The organism is Lysobacter sp. TAF61 (assembly GCF_052113485.1).
Taxonomy (GTDB): Bacteria; Pseudomonadota; Gammaproteobacteria; order Xanthomonadales; family Xanthomonadaceae; genus Lysobacter_J.
The window spans coordinates 582,474-608,037 of sequence record NZ_JBFRDH010000001.1 but is presented as its reverse complement, the minus strand read 5'-3'; the positions used below and the strand labels follow the sequence as shown (position 1 = coordinate 608,037).

Annotated in this window: 24 protein-coding genes; 18 read left to right on the top strand and 6 right to left on the bottom strand. The window is 67.9% G+C overall.

The window, feature by feature from the left end:
- Window positions 1-16 precede the first annotated feature (16 nt).
- The 7 genes from efp to AB4Y64_RS02675 all read left to right on the top strand — a co-directional run bounded on the left by efp (window position 17) and on the right by AB4Y64_RS02675 (window position 7,209).
- Complete coding sequence (efp, locus tag AB4Y64_RS02705; protein WP_441814900.1) at window positions 17-583, top strand: elongation factor P; 567 nt, start codon at window positions 17-19, stop codon at window positions 581-583.
- Window positions 584-705: 122 nt separating this feature from the next.
- Entirely contained in the window at window positions 706-2,049 is a 1,344-nt protein-coding gene (locus tag AB4Y64_RS02700) for a TRZ/ATZ family hydrolase (RefSeq protein WP_441814899.1), read from the top strand.
- 43 nt (window positions 2,050-2,092) lie between these two features.
- The gene (gene ubiG / locus AB4Y64_RS02695) at window positions 2,093-2,818 is read left to right on the top strand and encodes a bifunctional 2-polyprenyl-6-hydroxyphenol methylase/3-demethylubiquinol 3-O-methyltransferase UbiG (RefSeq protein ID WP_441814898.1); all 726 of its coding nucleotides are present in this window, start codon (window positions 2,093-2,095) and stop codon (window positions 2,816-2,818) included.
- 23 nt (window positions 2,819-2,841) lie between these two features.
- On the top strand, window positions 2,842-3,519 hold the full coding sequence (locus AB4Y64_RS02690) for a phosphoglycolate phosphatase (protein ID WP_441814897.1): 678 nt from the start codon (window positions 2,842-2,844) through the stop codon (window positions 3,517-3,519).
- Entirely contained in the window at window positions 3,516-4,280 is a 765-nt protein-coding gene (locus AB4Y64_RS02685) for a phytoene/squalene synthase family protein (RefSeq protein WP_441814896.1), read from the top strand. Before AB4Y64_RS02690 ends, AB4Y64_RS02685 begins: the two co-directional genes overlap by 4 nt.
- Before the next feature lie 130 nt (window positions 4,281-4,410).
- Entirely contained in the window at window positions 4,411-5,343 is a 933-nt protein-coding gene (folE2, locus tag AB4Y64_RS02680; RefSeq protein ID WP_441814895.1) for a GTP cyclohydrolase FolE2, read from the top strand.
- A gap of 234 nt (window positions 5,344-5,577) precedes the next feature.
- A complete protein-coding gene (locus AB4Y64_RS02675; RefSeq protein ID WP_441815217.1) occupies window positions 5,578-7,209 on the top strand; it encodes a diguanylate cyclase in 1,632 nt (543 codons plus the stop codon).
- Between the two features lie 21 nt (window positions 7,210-7,230).
- On the opposite strand, the gene AB4Y64_RS02670 is transcribed toward AB4Y64_RS02675, so the two are convergent.
- The 3 genes from AB4Y64_RS02670 to yidD are packed head-to-tail and all read right to left on the bottom strand — an operon-like array spanning window position 7,231 to window position 9,688.
- Entirely contained in the window at window positions 7,231-8,100 is an 870-nt protein-coding gene (locus tag AB4Y64_RS02670) for a M23 family metallopeptidase (RefSeq protein WP_441814894.1), read from the bottom strand.
- Window positions 8,097-9,443, bottom strand: a complete 1,347-nt coding sequence (locus tag AB4Y64_RS02665) for a dihydroorotase (RefSeq protein WP_441814893.1) — start codon at window positions 9,441-9,443, stop codon at window positions 8,097-8,099. The genes AB4Y64_RS02670 and AB4Y64_RS02665 overlap by 4 nt, the downstream gene beginning before the upstream one ends.
- On the bottom strand, window positions 9,428-9,688 hold the full coding sequence (gene yidD / locus AB4Y64_RS02660) for a membrane protein insertion efficiency factor YidD (RefSeq protein ID WP_441814892.1): 261 nt from the start codon (window positions 9,686-9,688) through the stop codon (window positions 9,428-9,430). The genes AB4Y64_RS02665 and yidD overlap by 16 nt, the downstream gene beginning before the upstream one ends.
- 282 nt (window positions 9,689-9,970) lie before the next feature.
- Here yidD and dksA point away from each other — a divergent pair, with 282 nt between their 5' ends.
- Complete coding sequence (gene dksA / locus AB4Y64_RS02655; RefSeq protein WP_441814891.1) at window positions 9,971-11,143, top strand: RNA polymerase-binding protein DksA; 1,173 nt, start codon at window positions 9,971-9,973, stop codon at window positions 11,141-11,143.
- 78 nt (window positions 11,144-11,221) lie between these two features.
- Here dksA and AB4Y64_RS02650 read toward each other — a convergent pair whose 3' ends face one another.
- From AB4Y64_RS02650 to cysS, 3 genes are all read right to left on the bottom strand, one after another.
- Window positions 11,222-12,487 carry an MFS transporter gene (locus AB4Y64_RS02650; RefSeq protein WP_441814890.1) on the bottom strand — a complete coding sequence of 422 codons (1,266 nt, stop codon included), beginning with the start codon at window positions 12,485-12,487 and terminating at the stop codon, window positions 11,222-11,224.
- A 34-nt stretch (window positions 12,488-12,521) separates the two neighbouring features.
- Window positions 12,522-12,974 (bottom strand): SufE family protein, encoded by a 453-nt coding sequence (locus AB4Y64_RS02645; protein WP_441814889.1) that lies wholly within the window; start codon window positions 12,972-12,974, stop codon window positions 12,522-12,524.
- A gap of 67 nt (window positions 12,975-13,041) precedes the next feature.
- A complete protein-coding gene (gene cysS / locus AB4Y64_RS02640) occupies window positions 13,042-14,427 on the bottom strand; it encodes a cysteine--tRNA ligase (RefSeq protein WP_441814888.1) in 1,386 nt (461 codons plus the stop codon).
- A 188-nt stretch (window positions 14,428-14,615) separates the two neighbouring features.
- Between cysS and AB4Y64_RS02635 the strand changes: the two genes are divergently transcribed.
- The 10 genes from AB4Y64_RS02635 (at window position 14,616) to AB4Y64_RS02590 (ending at window position 25,561) form a co-directional block, all read left to right on the top strand.
- Complete coding sequence (locus tag AB4Y64_RS02635) at window positions 14,616-15,068, top strand: hypothetical protein (protein ID WP_441814887.1); 453 nt, start codon at window positions 14,616-14,618, stop codon at window positions 15,066-15,068.
- Window positions 15,069-15,367: 299 nt separating this feature from the next.
- Window positions 15,368-16,402, top strand: a complete 1,035-nt coding sequence (locus tag AB4Y64_RS02630; protein ID WP_441814886.1) for an N-acetylornithine carbamoyltransferase — start codon at window positions 15,368-15,370, stop codon at window positions 16,400-16,402.
- Between the two features lie 180 nt (window positions 16,403-16,582).
- Complete coding sequence (locus AB4Y64_RS02625; RefSeq protein ID WP_441814885.1) at window positions 16,583-17,779, top strand: argininosuccinate synthase; 1,197 nt, start codon at window positions 16,583-16,585, stop codon at window positions 17,777-17,779.
- 6 nt (window positions 17,780-17,785) lie between these two features.
- Window positions 17,786-18,883, top strand: a complete 1,098-nt coding sequence (locus AB4Y64_RS02620; RefSeq protein ID WP_441814884.1) for an acetylornithine deacetylase — start codon at window positions 17,786-17,788, stop codon at window positions 18,881-18,883.
- 11 nt (window positions 18,884-18,894) lie between these two features.
- Complete coding sequence (locus AB4Y64_RS02615) at window positions 18,895-20,217, top strand: acetylglutamate kinase (RefSeq protein ID WP_441814883.1); 1,323 nt, start codon at window positions 18,895-18,897, stop codon at window positions 20,215-20,217.
- A gap of 1 nt (window position 20,218) precedes the next feature.
- Window positions 20,219-20,833 (top strand): GNAT family N-acetyltransferase, encoded by a 615-nt coding sequence (locus tag AB4Y64_RS02610; protein WP_441814882.1) that lies wholly within the window; start codon window positions 20,219-20,221, stop codon window positions 20,831-20,833.
- A complete protein-coding gene (argC, locus tag AB4Y64_RS02605; protein ID WP_441814881.1) occupies window positions 20,811-21,770 on the top strand; it encodes an N-acetyl-gamma-glutamyl-phosphate reductase in 960 nt (319 codons plus the stop codon). Before AB4Y64_RS02610 ends, argC begins: the two co-directional genes overlap by 23 nt.
- A 25-nt stretch (window positions 21,771-21,795) precedes the next feature.
- Entirely contained in the window at window positions 21,796-23,085 is a 1,290-nt protein-coding gene (gene argH, locus AB4Y64_RS02600) for an argininosuccinate lyase (RefSeq protein ID WP_441814880.1), read from the top strand.
- Entirely contained in the window at window positions 23,082-24,296 is a 1,215-nt protein-coding gene (gene proB / locus AB4Y64_RS02595; protein WP_441814879.1) for a glutamate 5-kinase, read from the top strand. Before argH ends, proB begins: the two co-directional genes overlap by 4 nt.
- Window positions 24,293-25,561 (top strand): glutamate-5-semialdehyde dehydrogenase, encoded by a 1,269-nt coding sequence (locus tag AB4Y64_RS02590; protein WP_441814878.1) that lies wholly within the window; start codon window positions 24,293-24,295, stop codon window positions 25,559-25,561. Before proB ends, AB4Y64_RS02590 begins: the two co-directional genes overlap by 4 nt.
- Window positions 25,562-25,564 lie beyond the last annotated feature (3 nt).

Genomic DNA, 25,564 nt, shown 5'->3' with positions numbered 1-25,564 from the left:
AGCAGGAGTTGCACCCATGGCCAGTTTGGGCATGAACGACGTCAAGAACGGCCAGAAGATCCTGGTCAACAACGACCCGTGCATCATCACCGACACCGAGTACGTCAAGCCGGGCAAGGGCCAGGCCTTCACCCGCGTGAAGTACCGCAGCATCAAGTCGGGCCGCGTGGTCGAAATGACCATGAAGGCGACCGACAACGTCGAGCAGGCCGACGTCGTCGACACCGACATGCAGTACCTGTATTCCGATGGCGAGTACTGGCACTTCATGAACCAGGAGTCGTTCGAGCAGGTCCAGGCCGACAAGGCCGGCATGGGTGGCGCCGAGAAGTACCTCAAGGGCGAGGAAGCCTGCGTCGTGACGCTGTGGAACGGCACCCCGATCGCGGTGCAGCCGCCGAACTTCGTCGAACTCAAGATCGTCGAGACCGACCCGGGCGTGCGCGGCGACACCTCGGGCGGCGGCGGCAAGCCGGCGACGCTGGAAACCGGCGCCGTGGTGCGGGTGCCGCTGTTCGTTGGCCAGGATGAAATCATCAAGGTCGACACCCGCTCCGGCGAATACGTCAGCCGAGTGAAGTGACGCTTTGGCCCGTGGCCGCATAGCGGCCACGGCTTTGCCAAATCGTCATCCCGGCGAAAGCCGGGATCCATGGGCTTTTGCCGTCATCGCGGCGAAGCCCGGGATCCAGTCAAAGGAAGCGCATGACCCACGACCCCCGTCCCGAAGCCTGCGACCTGTTGATCGAAGCCGGATGGGTAGTGCCGGTCGAGCCGCACGGCGTGGTGCTGGAAGACCACGCGGTGGCGGTCCGCAACGGCGTCATCGTGGCGCTGCTGCCGAGCCGCGAGGCACGCACCCGCTTCATCGCTGCCGAGACCGTCTCGCGCCCGGATGCGGCGCTGATCCCCGGTCTGGTCAATGCCCATACCCACAACCCGATGACGCTGCTGCGCGGCGTTGCCGACGACCTGCCGCTGATGGAATGGCTGCAGGGCCACATCTGGCCGGTCGAGGGCGCGGTGATCGGGCCGGAATTCGTTGCCGACGGCGTCGCCCTGGCCATCGCCGAGATGCTGCGCGGCGGCACCACCTGCGCCAACGAGAACTACTTCTTCCCCGACGTGCAGGCGGCGGTCTACAAGCGCCACGGTTTCCGCGCCCGCGTCGGTTTGCCGGTCATCGACTTCCCGACCGCCTGGGCCAAGTCGTCCGACGAGTACTTCGACCGCGCCGGCGAAGTCCATGACCAGTGGCGCGATGACGCCCTCGTCAGCACCACCTTCGCGCCGCATGCGCCGTACACGGTGTCGGATGCCAACTTCGAGCGCATCCGCATGCTCTCCGACCAGCTCGACGTGCCGGTGCACCTGCACACCCACGAGACCGCGCAGGAAGTCAGCGAGTCGCACGAAAAGCACGGCCAGCGCCCGTTGGCGCGACTGGACCGGCTCGGTCTGATCAACGATCGCCTGATCGCCGTGCACATGACCCAGCTGACCGACGCCGAGATCGAGCTGTGCGCGCAGCGTGGCGTCAGCATTGCCCACTGCCCCGAATCCAACCTCAAGCTGGCCTCGGGCTTCTGCCCGATCGGCAAGCTGCAGAAGGCCGGCGTCAACATCGCCATCGGCACCGACGGCTGCGCCAGCAACAACGACCTGGACATGTTCGGCGAGACCCGCACCGCGGCGCTGCTGGCCAAGGCGGTCGCGTCCGATGCCTCGGCCTTCGACGCGGCCAGCGCGCTGCATGCGGCGACGCTTGGCGGCGCGCGCGCGCTGGGCTTCGAAAGCCAGGTCGGTTCGATCGAGGCGGGCAAGCAGGCCGACCTGGTCTGCGTCGACCTCAACCAGATCGAGACCCAGCCGCTGCACCATGTGATCTCGCAGCTGATCTACGCCACCGGCCGCCAGCAGGTCAGCGATGTCTGGATCGCCGGGCAGGCAAAGCTGCGCGGGCGGGTGCTGGTCGATCTCGACGAGCAGGCGCTGGTCGCCAACGCCAAGCAGTGGCGCACGCGGATCGCGGCGATCCGCCTGTCGTGATCCTTCTCCTGTCTTCCCCGGGGAGACGACCGAGGTCCTTAGCATGAGCGCTGCATCCCAACCCAACGACAGCAACTTCAACCAGGCCGAGCTCGACAAGTTCGGCGCGCTCGCCCAGCGCTGGTGGGACCCGCAGGGGCCGCAGAAGGCGCTGCATGCACTCAACCCCGCGCGACTTGGTTACGTTGCCCAGCGCACCGCGTTGCAGGGTGCGCGCGTGCTTGACGTCGGCTGCGGCGCCGGCCTGCTCAGCGAAGCTATGGCGGGCGAGGACGCACAGGTGACCGCGCTCGACCTGGCGCCGGAGCTGGTCAAGGTGGCGCGCCTGCACGGACTGGAAAGCGGCATCAAGGTCGACTATCGCCTGCAGTCGGTGGAGTCGCTGGCCGAGGAGATGCCGGCGCAGTTCGATGCCATCACCTGCATGGAGATGCTCGAGCACGTTCCGGATCCGGGTTCCATCATCCGCGCCTGCACGGCATTGCTGCGTCCGGGTGGCCGCCTGTTCCTGTCCACGCTCAACCGCACGCCGGCGGCCTTCGCCCTGGCCATCGTCGGCGCCGAGTACGTCGCCGGTGTTCTGCCGCGCGGCACGCATCAGTACCGCGATTTCATCAAGCCCTCCGAGCTGGGCGCATGGCTGCGCGGCGCCGGCATGCAGCTGGAGGATGTCAGTGGCCTGATGTACGAGCCGTGGCGCAACAGCGCCCGCGTGATCTCGCGCACCGACGTCAACTACCTGGCATGCGCGCGCAAGCCGGACGCCTGATAACCCTTCCGTAAAGCCGCGCCATGCCCACGCACACTTTCCCCCGCGCCGTCCTGTTCGATCTTGACGGCACCCTGCTCGACAGTGCGCCCGACATGGTCGCGGCGATCGATGCGATGCGTGCCGCGCGCGGACAGCCGCCGATGCCGCTGGAACAGTTGCGTCCGCACGTGTCCAAGGGTGCGCGGGCGATGATCGCGGCGGCATTCCCGCAGGTCGACGAGCCGCAGCGCGAAAGCTGGATCCCCGAGTTCCTCAGCCATTACGAGCGCGAGCTCGGTCGCCATGGCCATCTGTTCGATGGCATCGACGCGATGCTGGCCGCGCTGGAAGCGGCCGGCAGCACCTGGGGCATCGTCACCAACAAGCCCGAATACCTGGCCCGCCTGCTGATGCCGGTGCTGGGCTGGGAGCAGCGCTGCGCGGTGCTGATCGGCGGCGACACGCTGGCGCGGCGCAAGCCCGATCCGTTGCCGCTGACCGTGGCCGCCGAGCGCATCGGTGTCGATCCGGCGCAGTGCGTCTACGTCGGCGACGACGAACGCGACATCCAGGCCGCACGCGCCGCCGGCATGCCGTCGGTGGTGGCGCTGTGGGGCTACCGGCTCGATGGCGACGATCCGGTGGCGTGGCAGGGCGACGTGATGATCCAGGCGCCGGCCGAACTGATCGGCGCCGCGGCCTGGCCGCTGCCGCGATGAGCGGGCCGAACGAGCGCCCTGCTGCCGGCGACGACGAGGCGCTCGGCAGTTTTCTCGACAAGTTCCGCGCACGCTGGCCGGAGTGGGCGGTGGTGCAGGTGTTCGTACCGCAGGCGCAGCGCGAAGTCGCACTGGCCTGGGCAGCGCTGCTGCAGGAGCTGACCGACGCCGCCTGGGGTGGCAGCGATGCGCGCCCCGGTGAAGCCAAGCTGGCGTGGTGGGCAGAAGAGCTGCGCGGCTGGACACTCGGCGCCCGCCGCCATCCGCTCGGCATCGCCCTGCAGAAATTGCAGGCGCCATGGCTGACGTTGGCCACTGCGCTGCCGTATCTGCGCGAGAGTCGCGAGCGCCCGCGCGATCGCGACGACGCCTATGCCTCGCTGCGGCCGTTCGCGCACGCTGTCGCCGCCGTCGAGTCGGCGCTGTTCGCCGGGCTGGAGCCACCTCGTGCCGACGTCGGGTCTTCCGTCCTGGACGAGCAGGCCGAACTGACTGTCGCCGCCGGCCTGTTGTATTCGCGCCTGGCGCACGTCGGCGAGGCCGCCGCGCCACTGGCAACGCTGGCCCGGGCCGGCAGCGGGACGGCGACGAGCGCGTGGGCGGCCGAACTGCTGAAGGCTTGGCCGTCGGGCGGGGCGGCCACGCGCCCGCGCAGGCTGTGGTCGGCGCTTGCCCGCCAGCGCCTGCGCCGGGGCGACGCGGCCTTGCCGTTGCCGCCATGGAGCGCCGTGCTGAGCGCCTGGCGCGGCGCCCGCAGCTGAGGCCGGCAGGCGCTCAAGCCAGCTGCGGCCTCGCAACTGACTGTTGCAGGCCACGCCGGCGGGGTGGTCGTGGTGGCCCGCTACAATGGCCCGGCTTGCGCTCCCCCGCGCCAACCCCATATCCCTCGCCGTGACCACGATCCCGCAAACCCCGCGCCGTCTCCCCGATGTCGCCTTCGACGCCGCTGCCGCGGCGCGTCCGCTCGACTGGGTTGGCATGTCCAACATCGCCCTGCCGCTGCGCGTGGCGTCCGCCGATGGCGAGACGATGACGGTTGCGGCCTCGGTCGACGTTTCGGTCGATCTCAAGGACGCCAATGCCCGCGGCATCCACATGTCGCGCATGTACCTGCAACTGCAGAACGCCTTCGCCAGCGAGACGGTCACCCCGGCCGGCCTGCGCCGCGTGCTGCAGAACCTGATCGACAACCAGGGCGGAATCTCCAGCGCCGCGCGCCTGGTCGTGCGCTACGACCAGCTGCTCCTGCGCCGCGCCCTGGCCAGCGACAACGCCGGCTGGAAGCGCTATCCGGTCGAGATCGATGCCAGCCTGCGCGAGGGGCACCTGCACCTGGCGCTGCGTTTCGCCGTTGAATACTCCAGCACGTGCCCGGCCTCGGCGGCGCTTTCGCGCCAGCTCAATGCCGATCGCTTCGCCGAGGATTTCGCTGGCGCGCGGCCGCTGTCGAATGCGGTGGTTGGCGAATGGCTGTCGTCGGAGCGTGGCCTGGCGGCCACCCCGCATGCCCAGCGCAGCCGCGCCGACGTCAGGGTCGAGCTGCGCCCGGCCTTCGACGAACTGCCGCTGGCGGCCCTGATCGACGCCCTCGAGCAGGCGCTCGGGACGCCGGTGCAGACCGCGGTCAAGCGTGAGGACGAGCAGGCCTTCGCCCGCCTCAACGCCGAGAACCTGATGTTCTGCGAGGACGCGGCCCGCCGCGTCGCCGCCGCGCTGTCGGCCGACCCGCGCATCGAGCGCTTCGACGCCGAAGTCGCCCACTTCGAGAGCCTGCACGCCCACGATGCGGTCGCTCGCGTCAGCGGCCAGGGCGCCCAGGCGTAACACCACCCCTGCACGCGCCACCCCTGCACGCGGGGCCCGCCGATGGTCCCCCCGGGCGCCTTACCAGGGCCTCCCGCCAGAGCCCGGTCGACGGCAGGCACCCCTGCTCCGCCGGGCGGTTTCGCGACGCACGTCTCACTTGGGCTATGCTGACTGCGTAAAAGCAGGGGGCCGGTCCGGATCATGGGGAAACCCGCGCGACGGTGGTGGCAGGCAGCAGTTGCCGTGTTCGGAATGCTGGTGGCGACCTCAGTGTCGGCGCAGCTTTTCGACGTGGCCCGCCTCGACGGCGATCCGCTCCCGGTCCAGGTGCTTGCCGGTGAGCATGACAGCGAGTTTGCCCAGGTCGAAGGTCAGTCGATCTTCGAGACGTCGTCGCAACCGAAGTGGTGGCGGCTGACCGCACGCGAGGCGGTGGCGCCGGCCGACGCACCCAACCTGGTCCTGCGCTTCCCGCACCTCAACCAGGTCGAGGCCTGGCGGCCTGGCGAAGCGATGCCGGTGCGACGGGGCCTGATCGGCGACGTCGCCGATCGCTCGTTCTCGACCCGCGCGCTGGTCATACCGTTGCCGCAGGGACTGGCGACCGGCGAGCAGATCTACCTGCGCGTGCACATGCTCAGTCCGTCGCCGATGCCGGTGGCCGTCGAGTCGCTGTCGGAAGTCCATCGCCACGACCTGAGCCACGTCGCCCTGCGCACGCTGGTGCTGGGCACGTTGCTGGTGCTGGCGATGCTCGCGTTCGGTTTCTGGATCGGCATCGGCGAACGCAGTTACGTCTATCTGTTCCTGGCGATGTTCGCCCAGGCCGTGTACCAGGCGAGCATCGGCGGCGAACTGCGGATCCTGCCTTGGCTGGCCGAGCTGATCGGTTACGACCCGCGCGTGGGACGCATGTTCGGCATGCTCACCGTGCTGGCCAGCAACAGTTTCCTCGCGTTCTACCTGAGCCTGCCGGAGCGCCAACCGCGCCTGATGCGGGTCCTGCACGTCTGCAACGCGCTGCTGCTGGTGCTGATGATGGCGACGATCGCCAGCGCAGCCAGCGCCATCGCCCTGACCGCGAACCTGGTGCTGTTGGCGTCAGCGGCGATCATGTTCGTTGCCAGCGTGGTCGGCAGTTTCCAGCGCCAGCGAGAAGCCTATTTCATGCTGCTGTCGTGGTCGCCGATGGTGGTGCTGGTGATCCTGCGGATGGGCGAGCTGCTCGGTGGCTGGCGCAATCCGGAGTGGCTGGAATACGCGCTGCCGATTGGTTTTGCCCTCGGCGGGCTGGTGCTGACGATCGGCCTGACCGACCACATGCACCAGCTGCGCCGGGATCGCGACCACGCCAGCCGCCTGGCCACCTACGACGTGCTGACCGGCGCGCTGACCCGCTCGGCGATCGAGGAACGGCTGGAGGCGCTGGTCGAATCGGCGCAGCGCGGGCGCCGGCCGCTGTCGTTGGTGTTCTTCGACGTCGACCACTTCAAGCGCATCAACGACGAACACGGCCATCGCATCGGCGACCAGACGTTGCGCATCATTGCCTTGCGCACGCGCAATCGCCTGCGCACCTACGACCTGTTCGGACGCTTCGGTGGCGACGAGATCCTGGTGGTGCTGCCCGACACGCAACTGCGCGAGGCGCTAGGCGTGGCCGAGAACCTCCGCGTTTCGGTGAATTGCCGGCCGCTGTCGATCGACGGACGCCTGTTCACCGCCACGCTCAGCCTCGGCGTTGCCGAGCTGCACCATGGCGAGAGCGTGGAAAAGCTGCTCGAGCGCGCCGATGCCGCGCTGTATGCCAGCAAGGCCGCCGGCCGCGACCGCGTCACCGGCTACACCGCATCGCGCCTGCGCGCGACCGCCGCGATCGTCTGAACGAGGCGAACCGCGGGCGCGTTACTGCGTTGGCGGCAACAGCAGCAGCGGGTCGATCCTGACGTCGAACCAGTTCATGCCCCAATGCAGATGCGGCCCGGTGGCGCGACCGGTGGCGCCGACCAGGCCGATCACCTGGCCCTGCCGGATGCGATCTCCGACTTTCACGTCGATCCGCGACAAGTGCAGGAAGTTGGAACTGACGCCGTGGCCGTGGTCGATCAGCAGCGTGCCACCGGTAAGGTAGAGATCGGGCGCGGCAAAGGTGACCACGCCCGCAGCCGGCGCCTTGACCGGCGTACCGGTGGGCGCGGCGATGTCCATCCCCGAATGCGGTGACTTGGGCGTGCCGTTGTAGACGCGCTGGTTGCCGAAGCGACCGCTGATGCGTCCCTGCAGCGGCCACACGAATGTCTGTGCGTAGTCGTCGCGATCGTCGTCGCGCACGCGCGCGGCGGTTACCTGCGCCTGTTCGCGTTCGATCCGCGCGGCGATCTCCGGCGGTGGTTCGACCGTCTTGGGCGGCACGCCGTTGATGTTCTCGACCGGCCAGTCGCGCCTGGACACGGCGATCTGGTGGACGGCGCTGCCGTTGCTGTCGCTGATCGTCACCGACAGCGGGCCGGTGGCGTCGCGGCCCACGCCGAACGCAAACGTCCCGTTGGACGACACCCGCAAACGGCGGCCGTCGTACTCGACATCGGCATCCGGACCGGCCAGGCCGATTACCAGCGAACCCTGCGGCACGCTGGTCGGCAGGAACGCGCCGTGGAAGGACTGGCTGGACGAATCCGGCCCCTGCGGTGTTGGCCCCTGCGGCGTGGTCGCCTGTTGCGCCGCGGCCGCGCCGGCCACCAGCAGCACCAGCGCCAACGCCAGGCGCAACCTCATCGATCGAAGGCCAGGCGCTGTCCCTGCGGCGTGCCGATCAGGCGGCGACCGTCCCAGACCAGCTCGCCGTTGACCCAGGTCGAGGCGATGCGCGAATGGAACGTGGTGCCCTCGAATGGCGACCAGCCGCACTTGGACAGCACGTCCTCGCGTTGCACGGTGAATGGCGTGTCCTCGACCAGCACCAGGTCGGCGGCATAGCCCTCGCGCAGGAAGCCGCGACCCTGGACGTCGAACAGCTGCGCCGGCGCATGGGCGAATTTCTGCACCACCTGTGCGGTGCTGAGGTGGCCTTCATGGACCAGCTCCAGCGCGGCATTGAGCGCGTACTGCACCAGCGGCAGGCCGCTCGGCGCGGAGGTGTACGGGCGGGCCTTTTCTTCCAGCGTATGCGGCGCGTGGTCGGTGGCGAGCACGTCGATGACGTCGTCGGCCAGCGCCTGGATCAGCGCCTTGCGGTCGCTGGCGTCCTTGATCGCCGGATTGCACTTGATCAGGTTGCCCAGGCGCTCGTAGTCGGCGCGGTCGAAGCGCAGGAAATGGATGCAGGTTTCGGCAGTGATCCGCTTGCGGGTGCCATCGCCACGCAGCAGCGGGCCGCGTTCGAACAGCGCCAGTTCGTCGGCAGTGCTGATGTGCAGCACGTGCAGGCGCGAACCGTGTTTCTTCGCCAGCGACAGCGCCAGCTGCGTCGACTTCATGCACGCTTCGCGCGAGCGGATGTCGGGGTGGCAGGCGGCCGGGATGTCGTCGCCGTACCTGGCCTTGTAGCGGGCCATTTCGGCGTCGATCATCGGCGTGTCTTCGCAGTGCGTGATGATCGGCGTGGGCGCATCGCGGAAGATGCTGTCGAGGATCTGCGGGTTGTCGACCAGCATGTTGCCGGTGGACGCGCCCATGAACACCTTGATGCCGGGCGCGGTGCGCGGGTCGAGCGACTGGATTGCGGCCAGGTTGTCGTTGCTGGCGCCCATGTAGAAGCCGTAATTGCCCCAGGCGCGGCCGGCGGCGCGCTGGTACTTGTTCTCCAGCGCCGCCGCGTCGAGCGTTGGCGGATTGGTGTTGGGCATGTCCATGAAGGTGGTCAGGCCACCGGCCACGGCCGCCGCCGACTCGGTCGCGATGTCGGCCTTGTACTCCATGCCCGGCTCGCGGAAGTGCACCTGGTCATCGATCATGCCAGGCAGCAGGCGCCGTCCGGCGGCATCCACCACGGTTTCGCCATCGCGGGCCGACAGCCCGCTGCCGATCTGGCCGATGCGGCCGGCTTCGATGCGCAGGTCGCCGTCGAATTCTCGGCCTTCGTTGACCAGGCGGGCGTTGACGATCAGTGTCGATGGCATGTGGAGGTTCCGTCAGTGGTTCCATCAGTGGACCCCGGCACCGGGTCGTGCCCGCCGGGATGGAGGGGATGGCAGCGCAGGATCCGCCGCAACGCCAGCCAGCTGCCCTTGAAGGCGCCAAAGCGGGCGATTGCCTGCATGGCGTATTCCGAACAGGTGGGATGGAAGCGGCAACGCGGCCCGAGCAGTGGACTGATCCAGCGCTTGTAACCGCGGAGAACGGCAATGAGAAGGCGGTCGATCACGATTCCTTAATGCGGTCAAGCACTTGAATGTGCGGTTGCCGCGGGTGCCGGGGCAGGGTATAACAGCGCGCTTTCCCGTCACAAGGCTTCAGGTTCGGACGATCCCTTGCGGCTCGCTTGAACCGTGCGGAACCGGCACGATGTATGGCTCCGTACCGGCATTTCGGCACTTGCACGCCGCGATGCAAAGTGGGGCATGCTGTGGCCTTTACACGCTGGCCTTAATTCAGCCTTCGAGCCCCGGTTCGAAGGTCCTCAGGGGAACAGAAGGACAAGTCGCTCGTGGCAGTGAAAAAAACCGCGAAGAAGGCCGCAAAGGCCGTCAAGAAGACCGTCAAGCCGGCCGCGAAGAAGGCCGTGTCCAGCAAACCCGCAGCGAAGAAGGCGGTCGCCAAGAAGCCGGCCGCGAAGAAGGTCGCCAGCAAGAAGCCGGTCGCCAAGAAGGCGGTTGCGGCCAAGAAGCCGGCTGCCAGGAAGGCCTTGGCCAAGAAGGCTCCGGTCAAGAAGGCAGCCGTCGCCAAGAAACCCGTCGCCAAGAAGGCGGTCCCGGCCAAGAAGCCGGTCGCCAAGAAGGTGGCAGCCGCGAAACCGGCAGCCAAGCCAGCGGCAAAGCCGGCAGTAGCAAAGCCGGCAGTAGCAAAGCCGGCAGTTACGAAGCCGGCAGTTGCAAAGCAAGTTCCCGCGAAGCAGGCCGCACCGGCCAGACCCGCGCCGAGCAAGCCCATCCCCCGTAACGAAGGCAAGCCCGCCGCAAAGCCGGAGAGCACGCCCGTCGTCGTCAAGAAACCCGCACCGCGTCCGGCCACCAAGTCAGCATCGGTGGAACCGGCCGTAAGCAAGCCTCAAGTTGCCAAGAATCCAGTGACGCAATCCGCATCCAATAAGGCGCCTGCATCGAAAGCGGCGGCCGCCAGCACCCCAGCGACCAAAACCGCTCCACGACCGACCGGCAAGGTAGCCGTGGCCGTCGTCGCCAAGCCGCAGGCCCCTGCGCCGAGAGGCAAGGTCAAGGTCGTGCCGTACACCACCGATGAAACCAGCGGACGCCCCGTCGTCCCGACGGGCTACCGCCCGGCGGTCGACGAGGAGTACATGAACCCGCTCCAGCTCGAGTACTTCCGTCAGCGCCTGCTGCGTTGGCGCACGGATCTGGTCGAGGAATCCAAGCAGACCATCGAGAACCTGAAGGACGAAGTCCGCGATGTCGGCGACGAAGCCGAGCGCGCCACCCGCGAGACCGAAAACTCGCTGGAGCTGCGCACCCGCGATCGTTACCGAAAGCTGATCAGCAAGATCGACAGCACGCTCAAGCGCGTCGATTCGGGCGACTACGGTTACTGCGTCGACACCGGCGAAGAGATCGGCCTGGAGCGCCTCGAGGCACGCCTCACCGCCGAGCGCACGATCGATGCGCAGGAGCGTTGGGAGCACATGCAAAAGCAGATGGGCGACTAGGCCTTCGCGCTCGACTGTCAAAAAAGCCCGGCTCAGGCCGGGCTTTTTTGTTCTGGGCCCGATTGGGTGACGGGGCGCCTACTGCAGATCGCGCAGATCCAGCCGGCGCAGCTTCGGCGCCAGTTTCGCCGTCGCCCCGACCACCGCCAGCGTCATGCAACCGCCGAAGATCACCGACGGCACCAGGCCCAACAGGCGTGCGGCAACACCGGACTCGAACGCACCCAGCTCGTTCGACGAGCCGATGAAGATGCCGTTGATCGACGAGACCCGCCCGCGCATGTGATCGGGCGTGGCCAGCTGCAGGATCGTCGAGCGCAACACCACCGACACGCCGTCGCACATGCCCGACAGCATCAGCATCAACGCCGACAGCCACAGGTGGCGCGACAGCGCAAAGCCGATGATGCACAGCCCGAAGCCGGCAACCGCGACCAGCAACACCCGCCCCGCATGGCGCTGCAACGGCCGCCGCGCCAGATAGACGCCTACCAGCACCGCGCCGGCGGCCGGCGCCGCGCGCAGCAGGCCGAGCGCCTCCGGACCGTAGTGGAGGATTTCATTGATGAAGGCCGGCAGCAGCGCCACCGCGCCGCCGAACAGCACCGAGAACATGTCCAGTGCCTGCGCACCGAGCACGACCTGGGTCCTGAAGACGAACTGCAACCCTTCGCCGATGCTCTTGAATACCGGCGCCCGCTCGGCCGGCTTCGGCGGCTCGGTCACGCGCACGGCGATCACCGCGATCGCCGCGGCCAGGGCGAAACCGGCAGCGACCAGATAGGCCGACGTCTTCCCTCCCCATGCAACCAGCAGGCCGCCCATCGCCGGACCCAGCACCAGGCCGGTCTGCATGACGACGCTGCTGACGCCCGCGCCGCGTGCGAACTGCTCGCGCTTGAGCACGCGCGCGAACAGCGACATGTAGACCGGCGCCAGGAACGCACGGACGACGCCATTGACCGCGATGGCGGCGTAGATGGTCAGCGCGCTGAAACCGGAGACGCCGGCGGGCAGGACACCGGAAGCCACGCCGGCCAGGGTCAGCGTCGTCAGCAGCAGGCCCAGGCACGCCGCCATGCCGAGCTTGCGCCGCGGCAGATGGTCGACCGCATAGCCGGCGAACAGGGCAAAGCAGAAGTACGGGATCACCTCCGCCAGGCCGATCAGGCCCAGGGCGAAGGCATCGCGGGTGAGCTCGTAGACATGCCAGCCGACCGTCACCGCGACGATCTGGTACGACAGCATCGCCAGCAGGCGATAGGTCAGCAGGCCGGTGAAGCCGCGATTGCGCAGCAGCTCGGAGACGCCGGGGACGGGCAGAGCCTCAGCCTCCGTGCTCATGGTCCCTCACGCCTGGCGAAAGACCGGACCGGCATTACAGGCGCTGCCGTGCCTGGTCGCGGATGAAACCCAGGATCGCGGACAGGCCGTTGCTGCGCGTGGGCGAGAGGTGCTTGGCCAGGCCGATGTCGGCGATGTAGTCGGCGTCGGTGGCGGCGATCTCGGCGGCGCTGCGGCCGGAGTACACGCGCAGCGCCAGGTATATCAGCCCGGACACGATCGCCGAATCGCTGATGGCGTGGAAGTCGAGGCGGTCGCCGTCGCCATCGACGACGATCCACACCATCGACTGGCAGCCGTGCAGGCGATGCTCCTCGGATTTCCATTCCGCCGGCAGGTCCGGCAGCTTGCGGCCGAGGTCGATCAGGTACTGGTAGCGTTCGGACCAGTCGCCGAAAAAGGCGAATTCCTCGCGGATCGCCGCCTGCGCCTCGCTCGGCGAGGCTTCGGTGGGAAACGGGCTGGTGGGGGCGGCGATGGCATTCATGGCGGCAATTTTACGCCTGTACAGGTGCTGCCCGTGTGCGCAAACAGGTCCGTCAGTTCCGCCAGTGCTAGGCCCGCTTCCAGCGCACGCCCTGCGCGGTGTCCTCGAGCAGGATGCCTTCTGCGGCGAGCTGGTCGCGGATCGCGTCGGCGCGGGCGAAATCGCGCGCCTTTTTGGCCGCAATGCGCTCGTCGATCAGCGCCTGGATGCGGCCATCGTCGTCGTTGCTGGCGCCGCGCGCGAACCACTGCGCCGGCTCCTGCTGCAGCAGGCCCAGCGCCAGGCCGGCGCCGAGCAGTTCGCCCTTGAGGCGGGCGCGATCGCTGGCGGAACTGCCGTCGATGGCACAGGCCTTGCGCGCCTCGCCGGCGATGCGGGCGATCTCGGCAAGCACCTGCGGGGTATTGAGGTCGTCGTCCAGGGCCGCCTCAACCGTGGCGGGGATCGACGTATTCGTCGCCTCGCAATCGGCCAGATCGCGCAAAGTGCCGTAGAGCCGGTCGAGCGTGCGGACACTCTGTTCGATCAAGCCGTCCGACCATTCCAGCGGCTGCCGGTAATGCGCCGAGAGCAGGGCCAGGCGCAGCGCCTCGGGCGGGTACTCGCGCACCAGATCGTGGACGCGCTGGATGTTGCCCACCGACTTGGCCATCTTGGCGCCGCCGAAGTTGAGCATGCCGTTGTGCAGCCAGTGGCGGGCGAAGATCCGGCCGCCGTGCGCGCACTCGCTCTGGGCGATCTCGTTCTCGTGGTGCGGGAACTGCAGGTCGACGCCACCGGCGTGGATGTCGATGGTCTCGCCCAGGTGGGCGGCCGCCATCGCCGAGCATTCGATATGCCAGCCCGGGCGACCGCGCCCCCACGGCGAATCCCAGCCGGGGAGGTCGTCGGTCGACGGCTTCCACAGGACGAAGTCGCCCGGGTCGCGCTTGTACGGCGCCACGTCGACGCGGGCGCCGGCGAGCATTTCCTCCGGATCGCGGCGCGAGAGCTTGCCGTAATCGGGGTAGCTGGCGACCGAGAACAGCACGTGGCCTTCGGCGGCATAAGCGTGGCCGGTCTCGATCAGGCGCTCGATCATCGTGATGATCTGGCCGATGTGGGCGGTGGCCTCCGGCTCCAGGTCCGGGGCCTTCACGCCCAGCGCGGCCATGTCCTGGCGGTAGGCTGCGGCGAAACGGTCGGTGATCGTGGAGATCGGCACGCCCTGTTCGCGGGCGGCGTTGTTGATCTTGTCGTCGACGTCGGTGATGTTGCGGGCGTAGGCCAGGGCCCCGAAGCGGCGGCGCAGCAGCTCGGCCAGGACGCCGAAGACGACCGGCCCGCGGGCATTGCCGATGTGGACGTAGTTGTAGACCGTGGGCCCGCACACATACATGGTCGGGCGGGCGGGGTCGAGGGGCACGAACGGCTCGACCCGTCGCGTCAGGCTGTTGAAAAGGTGAAGGCTCATGGGGTTACCGCCGGATTTGCGGCCATTCTAGCGGCTGATCGCAGGTGCCTGCGCCGTGCCGGTCGATTACGCTCTGGCTCTGGCCGAGGCTGTGTCCGTGAGCGTGGCCGGCCGTCTAAAGGCGGGGTTCAGGCCTCGGCCCCGGTCTGCGCTTACAATTTCTAAACATTTATGACTCCGCGAGTGTGATGGACCGTCCAGTTCCGCTTCCGACTGCCGTGATCTGGACTGTCCTGGTCGGACTCGTGCTGGCTGCCTGGCCGGCCACGCAGGCAATGGCGCAGAACACGGTCATCCAGGCCGAGAACGTCCGCTTCGACTATGCCCAGGTGCTGCGGGTGACACCGGTCTACCAGACCCTCAAGGCCAACACCGTCGAGCAGAAGTGCGAAGGCGACTCGCGCCTGTCGCGGGTGGTCGGCGCGGTCAAGGACGCCCTGACCCGCGAGGAGAAGGAACAGCAGGACAACAAGTGCAAGCCGGTGACGGTCGAGCGCGAGTACCGCCGGCCCATCGCCTACGACGTCGACTACACCTACAAGGGCGCCAAGTTCCGCTCGCGCCTGCCCGAGGATCCGGGCAACCGCCTGCGCATCCGGGTTTCGGTGACGCCGGTCGTGGCGCCCGGCAGCAGCCGCTGACGGCCGCCGCGGAGCCGAAGGCTTGCACCCGCCGCGGGTGCGTGCGAGCATGCGCGCCTCAATGAACGCCCACTACGCCGACGCCGACGTCCTGACCTCCGCCTACATGGCGGCGGGGATGACCTCGCGCGCTCGCCGACCGCATACCTGCCATCCAGCTGGGTAACGGTCACTAGCGCGTCTTGAAACAGACGAAGTGACACACGAAAAGCCCAGCCTACGCGCTGGGCTTTTTTGCTTTCCGGGCCCGCGCAGCGAACCGCACGTCCCTCCCCATACGATCACCGGAACCGCACTCGATGACCGCTTCTGCTCAACGGCCCGCTCCCGACAGGCATTTCCTAAACACCCAGGACTGGTCGCGTGCCGACCTCGACGCGCTGCTGGCGCAGGCCGCCGCGTTCAAGCGCAGCAAGGCCGGTGAGCAGCTCAAGGGCAAGTCCATCGCGCTGGTGTTCTTCAATCCGTCGATGCGCACCCGCACCAGCTTCGAGCTGGGTGCGTTCCAGCTCGGCGGCCATGCCGTGGTGCTGCAGCCGGGCAAGGACGCGTGGCCGATCGAGTTCAACCTCGGCACGGTCATGGACGGCGACACCGAGGAGCACATCGCCGAAGTGGCGAAGGTGCTGGGCCGTTACGTCGACCTGATCGGGGTGCGCGCGTTCCCGAAGTTCGTCGACTGGCAGTACGACCGCGAGGACATCGTCCTCAAGAGCTTCGCCAAGTACTCGCCGGTGCCGGTGATCAACATGGAGACGATCACGCATCCGTGCCAGGAACTGGCCCACATCCTGGCGCTGCAGGAGCACTTCGGCACGACCGATCTGCGCGGCAAGAAGTACGTGCTGACCTGGACCTACCACCCCAAGCCGCTCAACACCGCGGTGGCGAACTCCGCGCTGACGATCGCCACGCGCATGGGCATGGACGTGACCCTGCTGTGTCCGACGCCGGACTACATCCTCGACCAGCGCTACATGGACTGGGCCGCGCAGAACGTCGCCGAGAGCGGTGGTTCGCTCGCCGTCAGCCACGACATCGAAAGCGCCTACACCGGCGCCGATGTCGTCTACGCAAAGAGCTGGGGCGCGTTGCCGTTCTTCGGCAACTGGGGCCCGGAGAAGCCCATTCGCGACCAGTACCAGCACTTCATCGTCGACGAGGCGAAGATGGCGCTGACCAACAACGGCGTCTTCAGCCACTGCCTGCCGCTGCGCCGCAACGTCAAGGCCACCGATGCCGTGATGGACTCGCCGCAGTGCATCGCGATCGACGAGGCCGAGAACCGCCTGCATGTGCAGAAGGCGATCATGGCGGCGCTGGTGGCGCGTTAAAGCAGGGAGTGTGAAGCGGGAGAGTGAAGCGGGAGTGTGAAGCGAGAACAGGGAACGAGAGTCCGCTCTCTCATCCGACGCTCCGCCGACGCCTGCTCAGGCTGCCGCCTTTCGTTCCCGATTCCCGTATTGCCGAATTCCGCATTCCCGTACTCCATTTCCACACCGGACCCCCAAATCATGACCACCCGTGACATCGTCCTCGCCTTCTCCGGCGGCCTCGACACCAGCTTCTGCGTGCCCTATTTGAAGGAGCGCGGCTGGAACGTGCACACCGTGTTCGCCGACACCGGCGGTGTCGATGCCGAGGAGCGCGCCTTCATCGAGGAGCGCGCTGCCGAGCTGGGCGTGGCATCGCACGTCACCGTCGATGGCGGTCCGGCGATCTGGGAAGGCTTCGTCAAGCCGTTCGTCTGGGCAGGCGAGGGCTACCAGGGCCAGTACCCGCTGCTGGTGTCTGACCGTTATCTCATCGTCGAGGCCGCGCTGAAGCGCTGCGATGAGCTGGGCACCAAGGTGATCGCGCACGGCTGCACCGGCATGGGCAACGACCAGGTGCGTTTCGACCTGGCGGTGAAGGCGCTGGGCGACTACGAGATCGTGGCGCCGATTCGCGAGATCCAGAAGGAGCACACCGAGGTCCGTGCCTACGAGCAGAAGTACCTGGAAGAGCGCGGCTACGGCGTGCGCGCCAAGCAGAAGGCGTACACCATCAACGAGAACCTGCTCGGCCTGACCATGTCCGGCGGCGAGATCGACCGATGGCAGGCGCCGGGTGAAGGTGCGGTCGGTTGGTGCAAGCCGCGCAGCGAGTGGCCGGCGCAGCCGCTGAAGGTGAAGGTCAGCTTCGTCAACGGTGAAGCGGTGGCACTCGACGGCGAGAAGATGGCTGGCCACAAGATGCTGGCGAAGCTCAACGGCCTGTTCGCGCAGTACGGCGTCGGCCGCGGCCTGTACACCGGCGACACCACGATCGGCCTGAAGGGCCGCATCATTTTCGAGGCCCCGGGCCTGACCGCGCTGCTGACCGCGCACCGCGCGCTGGAAGAGGCGGTGCTGAGCAAGCAGCAGAACCGCTTCAAGCCCGACGTGGCGCGCAAGTGGGTCGAGCTGGTCTACGAAGGCTTCTTCCACGATCCGCTCAAGACCGATCTGGAAGCATTCCTGCAGTCGAGCCAGTCGACCGTCAACGGCGACGTGGTGATCGAGACCCAGGGTGGCCTGGTCAGCGCGGTGGCGATCGAGTCCAGGCACATCCTCAATGCCAAGGGCGCGACCTACGCGCAGGCGGCGGACTGGGGCGTGGCCGAGGCCGAGGGCTTCATCAAGCTGTTCGGCATGAGCAGCACGCTGTGGGCCGAGATCAACCGCAAGTAACCCGCCATGCTCGCCAAAACCCTCAAGCACCTCGAAGCGCTGGTCTCGTACGACACCCGCAATCCGCCGCGGGACATCGGCACCGGCGGCATCTTCGACTACCTGCGCTCGCAACTGTCGGACTTCCGCATCACTGTCACCGACCACGGTGACGGCGCGGTGTCGATGCTGGCCGTGCGCGGCAATCCCAAGCGCCTGTTCAACGTGCACCTGGACACGGTGCCGTCGTCGGAAGCCTGGAGCGCCGATCCGCACACGCTACGTGTCACCGGCGACCGCGCGATCGGTCTGGGCGCCTGCGACATCAAGGGCGCCGCGGCCGGCCTGCTGACCGCCGCTTCGGTAACCCAGGGCGACGCCGCGTTCCTGTTCTCCACCGACGAGGAAGCCAACGATGCGCGCTGCATCGCGGCCTTCCTGGGTGGGCTGCATGGGTTCAACGAAGTGGTCGTCGCCGAGCCGACGATGTGCGAGGCAGTGCTGGCGCATCGCGGCATCAGCTCGGTGCTGCTGCGCTTCCGTGGTGTCGCCGGGCATGCCTCGGGCGCGAACGCGATGCAGGCCAGCGCCTTGCACCAGGCGATCCGCTGGGGCGGGCACGCGCTTGACTACGTCGAGAGCGAGGCGCACCAGCGCTTCGGTGGCCTGACCGGGCTGCGCTTCAACATCGGACGCGTCGAGGGTGGCATCAAGGCCAACATGATCGCGCCGAGCGCTGAGCTGCGTTTTGGTTTTCGGCCGCTGCCGTCGATGTCGATCGACGGGCTGCACGAGCGCTTCGGCACGCTGGTCGAGGCCGGCGCGATCGAACGCTACGAGGAAACCTTCCGCGGTCCGTCGCTGCCGTCGGGCGAGGTTGCAGATGCCGAACAGCGCCGCCTGGAGGCTCGCGACCTGGCCGATGCGCTGCAGTTGCCGATCGGCAACGCGGTCGACTTCTGGACCGAGGCCTCGTTGTTCTCCGCCGCGGGCATGACCGCGATTGTCTACGGCCCCGGCGATATCGCCCAGGCCCACACCGCCGACGAGTGGGTGACGCTGGAGCAACTGCAGCGCTACACCGATTCCATCATCCGGATTCTCGACAGCAACTCTTTGGATTGAGCTTCATCGCAATGAACGACACCCGCGATATTCAGACGCGCCAGACCATCGTGCGCCTGCTCTCGAGCATGGCCAGCGCGAAAGAGATCTCGCAGTACCTCAAGCGCTTCTCCCAGCTCGACGCCAAGCGTTTCGCCGTGGTCAAGGTCGGTGGCGCCGTGCTGCGCGACGACCTGGAGGCGCTGACGTCCTCGCTCGCCTTCCTGCAGGACGTCGGCCTGACGCCGATCGTGATCCACGGCGCCGGCCCGCAGCTCGATGCGGAGATGGCGGCGGCCGGCATCGAGAAGCAGACCGTCAATGGCCTGCGCGTGACCTCGCCGGAGGCGCTCGCCATCGTGCGCCGCGTGTTCCAGTCGCAGAACCTCAAGCTGGTCGAGGCGCTGCAGGCATTCGATGCGCGCGCGACCTCGATTGTTTCGGGCGTGTTCGAGTCCGACTATCTCGATCGTGACACCTACGGCCTGGTCGGCGAAGTGAAGCGCGTCAACCTGGCGCCGATCGAAGCCAGCCTGCGCGCAGGCTCGATCCCGGTCATCGCCAGCCTCGGCGAGACAGCCGGTGGCCAGATCCTCAACGTCAATGCCGACTTCGCCGCCAACGAGCTGGTGCAGAAGCTGCAGCCGTACAAGATCGTGTTCCTGACCGGTACCGGCGGCCTGCTCGACGACGCCGGCAAGGTGATCGACTCGATCAACCTGTCGACCGAGTACGAGCACCTGATGTCGCAGCCGTGGATCAACGGCGGCATGCGGGTCAAGATCGAACAGATCAAGGCTCTGCTCGACAAGTTGCCGCTGACCTCCTCGGTGTCGATCACCAAGCCGGCGGAACTGGCCAAGGAGCTGTTCACCCACAAGGGCTCGGGCACGCTGGTGCGCCGTGGCGAACGCGTGCTCCAGGTCACGCAGTGGGACCAGCTCGATCTCGAGCGCCTGCGCGGCCTGATCGAATCGGCGTTCGGTCGCCGGCTGATGCCGGACTACTTCGAGCGCACCACGCTGCACCGCGCCTATGTCAGCGAGAACTACCGCGCCGCGGTGATCCTCACCCGGGAGGATGCCGGCATCTACCTCGACAAGTTCGCCGTGCTCGACGAAGCCCAGGGCGAGGGCCTCGGCCGTGCCGTGTGGCATGTCATGCGCGAACAGAACCCGCGCCTGTTCTGGCGTTCTCGCCATGGCAATGCGGTCAATCCGTTCTACTACGCCGAGTCCGACGGCTGCCTCAAGCAGGAGAAGTGGAAGGTGTTCTGGTACGGCATGGAGGGTTTTGGCGAGATCGAACGCTGCGTGGAGCATTGCTCGCAGCGCACGGCGACGTTGAAGGACTGACATGGCAGCGCAAGCCGGTCAATGGAACGTTGCCCCGACCCTGCGCGGCGAACACGTCACGCTGGAACCGCTGTCGTCGGCACACGCCGACGGACTGCGCAGCGCCCTCGGCGCCGGCGAGTTGTCGCGCCTGTGGTTCACCAACGTGCCGGCGCCGGAGCAGGTCGAGACGTACATCGCCTCCGCGATGGATGCGCAGGGAAAGACGATGCCGTTCGTGGTTCGCGATGCCGCCGGCGACATCGTTGGCAGCACGCGCTACTACGACCTCGATGCCACGGTACCGCGCGTTCAGATCGGCTACACCTGGTACGCACCGAAGGTGCAGCGCACCGGCCTCAATACCGAGGCCAAGCTGCTCCTGCTCGGCCATGCGTTCGAGGCCATGGGCTGCGTCTGCGTCGGCTTCGAAACCAGCTGGTTCAACCTCGCTTCGCGCGCCGCCATCTCCCGCCTCGGGGCGAAACAGGACGGCGTGCTGCGCAGCCACCGGCGCCACGCCGATGGCAGCCTCCGCGACACCGTGGCCTTCTCGATCATCGAATCGGAATGGCCGGCGGTGAAACGCAATCTTCTTCACAAGTTGCACAATCATGGAGCATCCGGACGTGACTAAGTCCGTTGGCATCGTCGGCGCCCGTGGCTACGTCGGCGCTGAACTCATCCGCCTGATCGCCGCGCATCCGCAGTTCGAACTCGCGTTCGTGTCATCGCGCGAACTGGTCGGGCAGCGCGTCGCCGATCACATCACCGAGTACGTCGGCGACCTGCGCTACAGCTCGCCATCGCACGAAGAGCTGCCCGCGCTCGGCGCCGATGCGGTCGTGCTGGCGCTCCCGAACGGCAAGGCCGCGGCGTGCGTGGCCGCGTTCGACGCGGCCGGCGTCGACCCGGTCATCATCGACCTGTCGGCCGACTACCGCTTCGACGACGGCTGGTACTACGGCCTGCCGGAGCTGACCCGTGCCAGCTACGACGGCCAGCGCCGCATCAGCAATCCCGGCTGCTACGCCACGGCGATGCAGCTCGCGGTCGCGCCGATGGTGGATGCGCTCGCAGGTCCGGTGCAGTGCTTCGGGGTCTCCGGTTACTCGGGCGCCGGCACCTCGCCCTCGGACAAGAACGATCCCGAAAAGCTGCGCGACAACCTGATGCCCTACGCGCTGACCAACCATGTGCACGAGCGCGAGGTCACCCGCCAGCTCGGCCACGAGGTGCAGTTCCTGCCGCATGTGGCGCCGCACTTCCGCGGCCTGACCATCACCGCCAACCTGCCGCTGGCCAGGTCCTTCGCGCGCGAAGAGGTGGTGGCGCGGTATGTTGACCGCTACGCCGGCGAGCCGCTGGTGGATGTCGGCGACGAGGCCCCCTGGGTCAGCGCGATCGCCGGCCGCCACCATGTCGAGCTCGGCGGGTTCACGCTGACGCCAGACGGCAAGCGCCTGGTGGTGGTCGCCACCGAGGACAACCTGCTCAAGGGCGCGGCGACGCAGGCGCTGCAGAATCTCAACCTGGCCTTTGGCCTGGACGAGATGACCGGCATCACGCGCTGATACCTACGCACCAAGGAATTCGACGATGTCCGATCTGTTGTGGCAAAAACCCGGCGTCAAGGTGGACGCGCGCATCCAGCAGTTCCTCGCCGGCGAGGACGTGATCCTGGACCGCGAGTTCTTCCTGTTCGACATCCAGGCCAGCCGCGCCCATGCCGAAGGCCTGCAGCAGATCGGCATCCTCGATGCCGACGAACTGACCGGACTGAAGCGCGAACTGGAAACGCTGGCGGAGGATTTCCGCGCCGGCCGTTTCGTCCTCGACGAGCGCTTCGAGGATTGCCATTCGGCGATCGAATCGCGCCTGGTGGAGCGTCTCGGCGACGCCGGCAAGAAGATCCACACCGGCCGCAGCCGCAACGACCAGATCCTCGTCGCCACGCGCCTGTGGCTGAAGGATCGGCTCGCGCGCGTGGCGGCCACCTGCCGCGAAAGCGCCGAGGTCGCGCTCGCTCGCGCCGAAGCAGAGCAGGGCGTGCCGTTGCCGGGCTACACCCACCTGCAACGGGCGATGGTGTCGTCGCTGGGCATGTGGTGGGCGGCCTGGGCCGAGGGCTACATCGACAACGCGCAGCGCGCATTGCAGACGCTGCAATGGGTCGACGCCAATCCGCTCGGCAGTGCCGCCGGTTACGGCGTCAATCTTCCGCTGGCGCGCGACCACACCACCGCCGCGCTCGGCTTCGGCCGGATGCAGGTGGCGGCGACCTACGCGCAGATCTCGCGCGGCAAGTTCGAGATGGCGGCCATCGAGGCGCTGTCCTCGGCGCTTCTGGACCTGCGCCGCCTGGCCTGGGACCTGAGCCTGTTCACCAGCGCCGAGTTTGGTTTCGTCGCGCTGCCGGCGCAGTACACCACCGGCAGCTCGATCATGCCCAACAAGCGCAATCCCGACGTGATCGAGCTGATGCGTGCGAGCTATTCGGCTGCCGCCGCCGCGCGCACCGAGATCGAGCAACTGCTGTCGCTGCCGTCGGGCTATCACCGCGACCTGCAGTTCTCCAAGGGCGCGATCTTCCACGCCTTCGGACGCGGCCTGGGCGCGCTGGAACTGCTGCCGGACCTGCTGCGCAACCTCGAATGGAAGACCGGTCGCATGCGCGGGGCGCTCGATCCCTCGATGTATGCCACCGACCTGGCCGTCGACCTGGCCCGCCAGGGCCTGCCGTTCCGCGAGGCCTACAAGCAGGCCGCCGATCCGGCGCGTTGGGAGCAGGGCGATCCCGAAGCCAGTCTGGCGGCGCGCGTGTCGCCCGGCGCCGGCTCGGAACTGCGCCTGGACGAGCTGCGCAGCCGCCTGGAAGCGCTGCAATGACCGCGCCTGGAAGTGCCGTCGACGTTGCAGTCCGGGACTTCCAGGCACAGCCGCTGCCGCGCTGGCAGCGCGCCGTACTCAAGGTGGGCAGCAGCCTGCTCGCCTGCGGCTCAAATCCAGTTGACTCCGATCAGCCCGACGCCGCAGGGCTGGACCCTCGCCATGCCGCCGGACTGGCGCGCTTCATCGCCCAGGCCCGCGCCCAGCAGCGCGAGGTGGTGCTGGTGTCGTCCGGCGCCGTCGCCGCCGGCCGCGGCCGCATCGGCGCCGGTGGCGACAGCCTGGTGCTGCGGCAGGCATTGGCCTCGCTCGGGCAGGCGTCGTTGATGGGCTTCTGGCAGCAGTTGTCCGATCGGCCCGTCGCCCAGGTCCTGCTGACTCACGACGACCTGCGAAACCGCCGTCGCTACCTCAACGCCCGCGCCACGCTGCGCGAGCTGCTGCGCCTGGGTGCGTTGCCGATCATCAACGAGAACGACGCCGTCGCCGTCGACGAACTCAAGCTCGGCGACAACGACAATCTCGCCGCCGCCGTGGCGTCGCTGGTCGATGCCGACCTGCTGCTGATCGCCACCGACATCGGCGGCCTCTACAGCGCCCATCCGCAACGCGATCCCGATGCGCGCGCCATCAACCGCGTCGAGCGCATCACGCCAGAGCTCTTGCAGGCCGCCAGCGGCGGCGCCGGCAAGCTCGGCACCGGCGGCATGCGGACCAAACTGGAAGCAGCCGCGAAGGCGACCGCGGCCGGCATCCCGACCGCGCTGTTCTGCGGCCGCAATGAGGCAGTCGTGCAGGCCCTCGGCGAGGGGCAACTGCACGGCACGCTCGTGCTGGCACAGGGGGATAGGCTGCGCGCGCGCAAGCAATGGCTGCGCCACGCGCCTTCGTCAGGGCGGTTGCTGGTGGACGATGGCGCGGTCGCGGCACTGCACCGGCAGGGCGCCTCGCTGCTGCCCGGCGGCGTGGTCGCGGTCGAAGGCGATTTCCGCCGCGGCGACGTGATCGAGGTGGTCTCGAGCACGGCGACCGCCGAGCCTTTCGCCCGCGGCCTGGCCCAGTACAGCGCAATGGAAATCGGCCGCATCGCGCGCCGGCACAGCAACGACATCGAGGCCGTTCTCGGCTTCCGCTATGGCGAGTCGGTGATCCACCGCGACGACCTGGTGCTGCTCGTCACCGCAGATGGAAATTCCGAGGTGAAGCCATGAGCGGTTACGTGCGCAACCTGGCCGAGCGTGCGCGCGAGGCTTCGCTGGTGATGGCCGCGCTCGACGGCGATGCCCGCCGGACGCTGATCGAACGCATGGCGCAGCTGCTGGAACACGATGGCTCCGAACTGCTGGCCGCCAACGGCGAGGACATGGAGCGCGGGCGCGCGGCCGGTCTCGGTGCGGCCGTGCTCGACCGCCTCAAGCTCGACGCGGCGCGAATCGCGGCGATGGCGAACGGGCTGCGCGAGGTGGCCGCACAAGACGATCCGCTCGGCCAGGTCACGCGACGAGAGGTGCGCCCCAATGGCATCGTGATCGAGCGCCAACGCGTGCCGCTGGGCCTGATCGCGATGATCTACGAGGCCCGTCCCAACGTCACCGCCGATGCCGCGGCGCTGTGCCTGAAGGCGGGCAACGCAGTCCTGCTGCGCGGTGGCTCCGAAGCGCGTGCCAGCAACGCCGCGATCGCCGCCTGCCTGCACCAGGCCTTGCGCGAACAGGGACTGCCGGAGGCAGCGGTGTCGCTGGTGGCCGACCCGGCGCGCGAGCACGTGCTGGAGCTGCTGCAACTGTCGGACCTGATCGACCTGGCGATCCCGCGCGGCGGCGAGAGCCTGATCCGCTTCGTCGCCGAGCACGCACGCGTGCCGGTTATCAAGCACTACAAGGGCGTGTGCCATCTCTATGTCGATCGCCAGGCCGACGTCGGCAAGGCGCTGGACCTGCTGGTCGACGGCAAGGCCTCGCGGCCGGGCGTGTGCAACGCACTGGAGACGCTTCTGGTCCATCGCGACATCGCCGCCGACTTCATGCCCGCGGCGCTGCGGCGTCTGGCGTCACGGCAGGTCGAAGTGCGCGGCTGTGATCGCACCCGCGCGTTCTCCGACCAGGTCGGGCAGGCCGAAGACGCCGACTACGCCGCCGAGTACCTCGACCTGATCCTCGCCGTGCGCGTGGTCGATGGAATCGGAGAGGCGCTGGCGCATATCGCCCGCCATGGCTCCGATCACACCGAAGTGATCGTCACCGAAGATGCCGCAGCGGCCGAAGCATTCGTGCGCGGTACGCGCAGTTCGGCGGTGATGGTCAATGCCTCGTCGCGCTTCAACGACGGTGGCCAGCTCGGCCTGGGCGCGGAGATCGGCATCTCGACCACGCGCCTGCACGCCTACGGCCCGATGGGCGTGGAATCGCTGACCATCGAGCGCTTCGTGGTGCGCGGCGAAGGGCAGGTCCGGCACGAGGAGTCGCGCGGCCCCTGACCG

What these genes read in the sequence shown, in the direction of transcription:
- efp (WP_441814900.1), top strand. Translation starts at nt 17, where the DNA reads ATGGCCAGTTTGGGCATGAACGACGTCAAGAACGGCCAGAAGATCCTG.
- AB4Y64_RS02700 (WP_441814899.1), top strand. Translation starts at nt 706, where the DNA reads ATGACCCACGACCCCCGTCCCGAAGCCTGCGACCTGTTGATCGAAGCC.
- ubiG (WP_441814898.1), top strand. Translation starts at nt 2,093, where the DNA reads ATGAGCGCTGCATCCCAACCCAACGACAGCAACTTCAACCAGGCCGAG.
- AB4Y64_RS02690 (WP_441814897.1), top strand. Translation starts at nt 2,842, where the DNA reads ATGCCCACGCACACTTTCCCCCGCGCCGTCCTGTTCGATCTTGACGGC.
- AB4Y64_RS02685 (WP_441814896.1), top strand. Translation starts at nt 3,516, where the DNA reads ATGAGCGGGCCGAACGAGCGCCCTGCTGCCGGCGACGACGAGGCGCTC.
- AB4Y64_RS02675 (WP_441815217.1), top strand. Translation starts at nt 5,578, where the DNA reads ATGCTGGTGGCGACCTCAGTGTCGGCGCAGCTTTTCGACGTGGCCCGC.
- AB4Y64_RS02670 (WP_441814894.1), bottom strand. Translation starts at nt 8,100, where the DNA reads ATGAGGTTGCGCCTGGCGTTGGCGCTGGTGCTGCTGGTGGCCGGCGCG.
- AB4Y64_RS02665 (WP_441814893.1), bottom strand. Translation starts at nt 9,443, where the DNA reads ATGCCATCGACACTGATCGTCAACGCCCGCCTGGTCAACGAAGGCCGA.
- AB4Y64_RS02650 (WP_441814890.1), bottom strand. Translation starts at nt 12,487, where the DNA reads ATGAGCACGGAGGCTGAGGCTCTGCCCGTCCCCGGCGTCTCCGAGCTG.
- AB4Y64_RS02645 (WP_441814889.1), bottom strand. Translation starts at nt 12,974, where the DNA reads ATGAATGCCATCGCCGCCCCCACCAGCCCGTTTCCCACCGAAGCCTCG.
- cysS (WP_441814888.1), bottom strand. Translation starts at nt 14,427, where the DNA reads ATGAGCCTTCACCTTTTCAACAGCCTGACGCGACGGGTCGAGCCGTTC.
- AB4Y64_RS02635 (WP_441814887.1), top strand. Translation starts at nt 14,616, where the DNA reads ATGGACCGTCCAGTTCCGCTTCCGACTGCCGTGATCTGGACTGTCCTG.
- AB4Y64_RS02630 (WP_441814886.1), top strand. Translation starts at nt 15,368, where the DNA reads ATGACCGCTTCTGCTCAACGGCCCGCTCCCGACAGGCATTTCCTAAAC.
- AB4Y64_RS02625 (WP_441814885.1), top strand. Translation starts at nt 16,583, where the DNA reads ATGACCACCCGTGACATCGTCCTCGCCTTCTCCGGCGGCCTCGACACC.
- AB4Y64_RS02620 (WP_441814884.1), top strand. Translation starts at nt 17,786, where the DNA reads ATGCTCGCCAAAACCCTCAAGCACCTCGAAGCGCTGGTCTCGTACGAC.
- AB4Y64_RS02615 (WP_441814883.1), top strand. Translation starts at nt 18,895, where the DNA reads ATGAACGACACCCGCGATATTCAGACGCGCCAGACCATCGTGCGCCTG.
- AB4Y64_RS02610 (WP_441814882.1), top strand. Translation starts at nt 20,219, where the DNA reads ATGGCAGCGCAAGCCGGTCAATGGAACGTTGCCCCGACCCTGCGCGGC.
- argC (WP_441814881.1), top strand. Translation starts at nt 20,811, where the DNA reads ATGGAGCATCCGGACGTGACTAAGTCCGTTGGCATCGTCGGCGCCCGT.
- argH (WP_441814880.1), top strand. Translation starts at nt 21,796, where the DNA reads ATGTCCGATCTGTTGTGGCAAAAACCCGGCGTCAAGGTGGACGCGCGC.
- proB (WP_441814879.1), top strand. Translation starts at nt 23,082, where the DNA reads ATGACCGCGCCTGGAAGTGCCGTCGACGTTGCAGTCCGGGACTTCCAG.
- AB4Y64_RS02590 (WP_441814878.1), top strand. Translation starts at nt 24,293, where the DNA reads ATGAGCGGTTACGTGCGCAACCTGGCCGAGCGTGCGCGCGAGGCTTCG.